The organism is Vibrio sp. 970 (genome assembly GCF_033339075.1).
Genome location: NZ_JAWOTW010000039.1, coordinates 1 through 6310 on the forward strand (window position 1 = coordinate 1; position 6310 = coordinate 6310).

A 6310-nucleotide genomic window follows, 5' to 3' on the forward strand; every position below is an offset into this window, starting at 1 on the left:
TTCTTAAACCTGAACTCTTTTGAATCCAAGTTAAAATCATTACTTTTGTACATAATTTCCCTCTATTCGTATAACGCTTTCTATACGGCGATTTGCCGTTTTTCTGGCAGGCTACCGCCTTCTTTCTTATCAAAAGCGCTATCAATCGTAGCACTTATATGCATGAAACAAATAGAAAAACAGTATGAATATGTGTGGTGGCGCGCGCAATTAGGCGGCGCACAGCACGCTAATTTCAAAAGTGGTGATACATTAACGGAGCTGTATAAATAAACAGGTTAATTTATCATGAAAAGTCAGTTTTTACTTAGTGTAAAAGAGCACATGCTTACTCGTCATTATGCGAATAAAACTATCGAAAGTTATCTATTTTGGATAAAACGTTTTATCACTTTTCACCAGCTCGCCCACCCATCAACACTAGCAGAAGATGATGTCATTCAATTTCTGAGTTACTTAGCGGTAGAAGAAAAAGTTGCGGTAAAAACGCAAGCTTTGGCGCTGAACTCAATATCATTTTTATATCGTGATTATTTTAAAACCCCACTATCACTTGATATGAGATTTCAGAAATCCTTGACCGAAAAGAAACTTCCCGTTGTGTTAACCAGGGAGGAGATCCGAAGATTCGTTCAGCATATCGACCCGAGGTATAGACTCCATATTCAGCTACTTTACGGCTCCGGGCTTCGAGTTATGGAATGTTTACGCTTAAGAGTTCAAGACATCGATTATGATTATGGTGCAGTTCGCGTTTGGCAAGGAAAAGGAGGTAAAAATCGTACAGTCACATTAGCCAAAGAACTACATGAACCACTCAAAGCTCAAGTTAATTTAGCAAGAAACTACTACTTTAAAGATAGGCACATGCCTGGTTATGCGGGCGTATATATCTCTGAAGGTTTACGACGTAAATACCCAAAAGCGGAGCTAGATTTTAACTGGCACTTTTTGTTTCCATCAACAAAGTTAAGCGCAGATCGAGACACTGGTGAACTCAGAAGGCATCATATCAATGAAAGCGCAATACAAAGAGCGGTAAAGCGCGCGGCAAGCGACGCAAGCATTGAGAAAACTGTAACTTGCCACACACTAAGACACAGTTTTGCCACGCATTTATTGGAATCTGGCGCAGACATTAGAACTGTTCAGGAACAATTAGGGCATACTGATGTAAAAACCACGCAAATCTATACTGCAGCTCATCATGTCAACCACAAAAATGATCCGTCATTGGTGGATTGAAAATAAGTCAATAAAAATCAATAAATTAAGAAAACTCACTCTACATGAAGGTTCTCCTAGTCATTTCATAGATGACCAAAAGAAACCCTAAACATTTAAAAATGTATGCTTAACTCGCCCCATTATTGCCCCAAACTTGCCCCATTTATCAACTAACTTGAATTTGTCTGAATGCAATCTGTTAGTTTCTTTATCTCGATGTGACTAGGTTTGACAGGTTACCCTAAATCGGTTCTGCCCCATTCCTTGCCTGAGTCGCTCAACCTCTCAAATCGCAATGGGGGTGATTTGACCTACTTTTTCTTATCTGTGTAATGTCTACTGGATTAGGAGAACACCACCTTTTGTGTATAAGTACTTTTACTCATTAGTGTTCTCTTAATGCTATATTCTATTACTATTTATTTTCGTGTAACGGAGCAACTTTCGGCCATTGTTCAAGCCAGTATTTAGCTTTGTCTACTCTTTTTCTTAAAGTTCGTTCGCTAATTTCACTACCTACGCTACTCTGTAGCGTATCTAAAAATTTACTCAATGATATTTTTCTAATAATGGTGTTATGCCATAGGTAACAAATGCCGAGTAGTAAATCTTCAAGCTCCTCAACCTCCATATTGAGGTTTTCTTTCAAGGTCTCCTCAATGTACTGACCTTTACATTGCAATCCCGCCAAATATAACCCCTTTTCTTTCGATAGGTTTTCTGGTGCATAGAAAACACAAAACTTCGTACGGTCTGAAGGGTATTTAACCATTATCGGCTCCTTCAGCCATTGTGAACTATCAAACTCATTAAGATATTTAGGAATCAATAGTACGGACTGTGCAAGCCCTAATTTTTTAAAGGACATGTTCCTTTGAGCTATATGTTCGATACTCGTGTTGTTTTTGTCTCCAAAGTAATGCTCCATTAAACCAATCGGTTCAGGTAAATATCCCCAAAACATCCAAGGAAAGAGGCCGACTGGATTGCAATCAAATAACTCTTTGAAATTATTAAGTAAAGTATCATCAGTGACATCTTCCCTCTCAGGAAAACAGATCAATTTGGTTAGAAAGTCTTGCGGGTAACGCTTTTTCAGCTTAGCTACGCACTCTCGTACTTGGATGTACCAAGGAGCATTATTCATGATCGCAAAATAAAACATGATCATGTTACACAACACCATTTTCCGTACTAATGTTGGATCAATTTGCTCTAGTGGGTCTTGTAGCCTTTGGGCGAAATCGTCTGGGTGGGGCTTTAAAAAACGCCTTAGTGATAGCTCTCGCTTACGCAATCTATCAAACTGAGGGGTGACATTTCTATTGTCCAATTCGTGATCATATTTTATCGGTATGCTGCCGCTGTAAGTTCGGTAATACTCTACCGATGTACTACTTTCGTAATGGCGACACAATGCGTGTAGTATTGGTGCCCACTGAGTATATTTTTTACCAGCCAATAATGGATGTGGCAGTTCTTCTAAAGGGTCTTGCCCCAAAGCATGTTTGCGGGCTATCTCTATATAGTGCTCATGTATTTTTCCAAGGTTAAACCTTTCATTATTTGTTTTACTGTGTCCCTGATGAGTAAATAAATCATAAGAATGAATTATAAACGGAGTTAAGCTATCTTGGGACGGTCCATATTCGACATGTACTAAACTTGACGTTAGCTGTTGTTGATTCACGAGTTTAGATAGTGCAACTAGAGTCTTATCTTTAATTTCAATTACTTGTTTCTGATCATGAGTGCGATCTAATTTCGCGCGAATTAGATAGTAAGCGCGAACAATTTCTTTTGGGTCTAAAGAAGTAGAGGTTGCTGCCATATTAAATAACTGGAATGACATTTGGGGATAATTTTCACCGAGAATATATACACATGCTTGTAACTTGCCGCTAAAAGGCAAAGTAGGATCTAGATGACTCATAATTACCTGCATCGTGTTATATCGTGGATCAAATGCTTTTTTTAAGATCTCATAGTAGTACGGTCTCTCTGTAAGTGGGATGCTAGAAAAAAGTCGACGAAGATCAATTACGCCCGCTTGTTTTCGAGCTTCTAAACTTCCAAAAATTAGGTTATAGGCAACCCCTGCTTCAAACCATTTCCTCAACACATTTTCAGCCTCACTTAGCTTTAACGTAACTATCGTCATTCACATTTTTCCTTAAATTGCAATACACAAATCAAAATATAACTCAGATGTTAAGCCAAGTTAGTACAGATTACTATGTTTCAACAAGATAGAGCTTTGACTCTTAAGAAAATCATACAGATTCCGTTCATAACATGAAATTGTTTGTTAGCGTTTCTGCCATTGTTTCGAGAACGGGAAAATGAGGGAAAACTAGGTAAGGCCTTTCTAAACGAAAGGTACTGCGATTAGGTTTTTTAAATTCACTTATGACAATAAACTGAGAGGTCACATGATAAGTTTTAATGACATTGTTTCGAGGCTTTCCACCGATTTATTTGACGCTGCAACCGCAGCTAGAGCAGGGTTGAACGGCGCTCAAGACTTGTATCACTTCCAAATGAGCATTAAAGAGCATGGAGAAGTAAAAGTCGTTAATGAAACTGCACTTGTTTTACAGGAACGATATCGATGTTCGTATGCTGAAGCAGCCAGTATGGCATCACATCGTGTACAAGCAATGCTGGAACTTTCAGAGGGGCAAGATACGTTTCAAACCGTTCGAGAAAGATTAAACCAATAAATACGTGAACTGAATTACATGAGGAGTAAGAAATGGAATGCAAAAATGAAACATGCGCTCAGGAACTCGATATAGATCTAAGGTCGTTAAACTGTGAAAACAACGGTAAAAGCGGTACTCACACCACGTCCTATACATATACAGGCATAGTAACCTGTGATAATTGTCAAACAGAGCATGAAGTAACGATCCATACAGATGAAGTAGATGATACTGGTGAAGTTCTTGAATCTGATTTTCAATAGCATCAAGTTAATCCCGCTGCCACTATCGATTGATGGCAGCGGAGTCAACCAAAAATCGGGCAATTGTCAGATCAGGTCTGAATTAGTACATATTAGAGTCGTTAGCAGTTACTAGCTTAGGTAATGACTAGTTGATTTTTCCAATGCAAGAGCTAATTAATTATTTTCTAAACTGATAAATTTGCTAACACGTTTTTGTCCAATTGTGAGTTTTGACACCAGCAACCCGACTGTATGATCTAGTCGTGGCTAACCCGCGAATGTGTAAGATCGAGTATGAGTCACTACAACTAACTTTACCTCAGAACAATGTGAAGTTCCTAAGGGTACTTATCAGCGTTAAAACTAAGCACAAGGCAATATAATTCGCTGATAAGTTAGGTTAAATCTAAAATAGCTGATTAGTAGTCGAATATATCCAATAGATCTAAATCGAATTCAACACCACGTAAATCATGTTCATTGCACAAGTTCTTTAGTTTGTCATCGCAATACAACAACTCACATCCTTCCATCAACGACTTGAAAACGTACTTATCTGCAACGCTAGACTCAACGAACTTGAGCGACTCCAAGCCAACCGGATGCTCATCAATGTATTCGTGTTTCGTATGTTCCTTGTCTTCTTCGCCAAAACTCATGACATTGAAAACCTGAAACTTCTCGCCATCAATCACGATAGGTAAAAACTCACCATCTGATTCAATGTATGGCTTTAACACTTCGACCGCTCGAGGCGTTAGCACCAAGCTCGCTCCCCAAACGGAGATGTCCGGGATTTTTACAGACGTCTTGTAGTGAGCGGTAAATTCCACACTCTCTTCTACCCAAACATCAGCCAACCCTTGCGCTCTTACTGGCTCATTGAAAAGCCTGTCCAACAGGACATCATCGCCCGCATCAATAGCCCTTTGAAACGGATCATGCTCAAGAACTTTAAAGTAACGATTGAGGTTTCTTACCTGATATATACTCATTAAGCTGGCTTCCAAGATGGATCTTTCTTCATAAGAATTTTGGGAGGATGAGAGCCATCCTTTAACTGAGATTTGATAGTCACTAGTCTCGCTCTAAATGCACTTTCATTGTTGCGAATAACCGCCAGCCTGCCAACCCACCTCTGATAGTTATCGCCATGTATGCGCGAGTGCGTCGGCGCTTTTGGCGTAGTGTAATGCCCTTTGTAGGCGGTAGAACGAGGGAGCCAAATTCCATTAATTGAATCATTGATGCCGATCCCGTACATGAACATTTGCAACCGAGCGTTAGTCATGGCTCTAACACGGCCATTCCCCATGATGATATGATGCGCTGCATGATTTGGTGACGGCTTTGGCTCTGCAATGGCATACAAGTTACTTGCCAAGCGTGTGGTAGGATGATGTTTTTCCTTTGCCAACTCTGTATGAGAGCTATCTTTATTGTCGTCTCGATACGCTTCCAAATCTGCAAGCAACTGCTCTTGCAACTGTGCATGCGCGTTAATCTTGGCACGTTCTCGATTCAAATGAGCAATTGTTTCCTCTGCTTCTTTAACCTCTTTAGGCGAGGTTTTATCTAGGTCCTTTATCTTGTGGTAATGCTTGTACGCCTTAACCTGAAATCTATATATCGCCATCTCTAAGCCTGACGGGTTCTTTGGCCTCAAAGGGAGCTTCAGAACGGGAGACTTTCCCAAAATTACCTTTTCCATTTTCTTTTCAAACCTTCAAAAAGAATAATGCTCCCCTTAATTAGCTAACTCGGTCAATGAGTTAAACCCGTTTTTGTGCTTAGGTTAAAACTGTCACAAATTGACGAACATATTAATTACATAAGGGACTTATGTACAATTCTGTAATTCACAGCTGTCTGCCATTTAATCTTCAACCAACTTCCGAAGAAGAACATACTCTGTTTTACCTATGCGCTTAGGCTACCTTGAGCAACTCAAAAAGTATGATGTTGATTTCGGCTAGAGCTCATTAGTCAAAACTAGCAAAACTAATAGAAGAACTATTACGAATTTAGGGCGCTTCTTTAAGCCACTTTGGGGTATCCCTGTTCGTCGGGTTCGTTTTCATCATCCTCATACACGCGCACATCATAGTTCACCGCCTTAACGCTGCACTTCTC

General features: G+C 39.7%; 6 protein-coding genes. 3 read left to right on the top strand and 3 right to left on the bottom strand.

The window, feature by feature from the left end:
- Both R7Q11_RS24270 and R7Q11_RS24275 read left to right on the top strand, forming a co-directional pair.
- The coding region (locus tag R7Q11_RS24270) for a hypothetical protein (protein WP_225466801.1) at positions 1-273 on the top strand (273 nt) is incomplete at its 5' end.
- A gap of 15 nt (positions 274-288) precedes the next feature.
- A complete protein-coding gene (locus R7Q11_RS24275; RefSeq protein ID WP_213866514.1) occupies positions 289-1245 on the top strand; it encodes an integron integrase in 957 nt (318 codons plus the stop codon).
- A gap of 397 nt (positions 1246-1642) precedes the next feature.
- Here R7Q11_RS24275 and R7Q11_RS24280 read toward each other — a convergent pair whose 3' ends face one another.
- Complete coding sequence (locus R7Q11_RS24280; RefSeq protein WP_225466802.1) at positions 1643-3388, bottom strand: hypothetical protein; 1746 nt, start codon at positions 3386-3388, stop codon at positions 1643-1645.
- 271 nt (positions 3389-3659) lie between these two features.
- Here R7Q11_RS24280 and R7Q11_RS24285 point away from each other — a divergent pair, with 271 nt between their 5' ends.
- The gene (locus R7Q11_RS24285) at positions 3660-3950 is read left to right on the top strand and encodes a hypothetical protein (RefSeq protein ID WP_104401189.1); all 291 of its coding nucleotides are present in this window, start codon (positions 3660-3662) and stop codon (positions 3948-3950) included.
- A 646-nt stretch (positions 3951-4596) separates the two neighbouring features.
- Here R7Q11_RS24285 and R7Q11_RS24290 read toward each other — a convergent pair.
- Together R7Q11_RS24290 and R7Q11_RS24295 are read right to left on the bottom strand one after the other, a co-directional pair.
- A complete protein-coding gene (locus R7Q11_RS24290; protein ID WP_213866512.1) occupies positions 4597-5172 on the bottom strand; it encodes a hypothetical protein in 576 nt (191 codons plus the stop codon).
- Positions 5172-5888: an AHH domain-containing protein gene (locus R7Q11_RS24295; protein WP_140340489.1), complete on the bottom strand. Its 717-nt coding sequence runs from the start codon at positions 5886-5888 to the stop codon at positions 5172-5174. Before R7Q11_RS24295 ends, R7Q11_RS24290 begins: the two co-directional genes overlap by 1 nt.
- Positions 5889-6310: the final 422 nt, after the last annotated feature.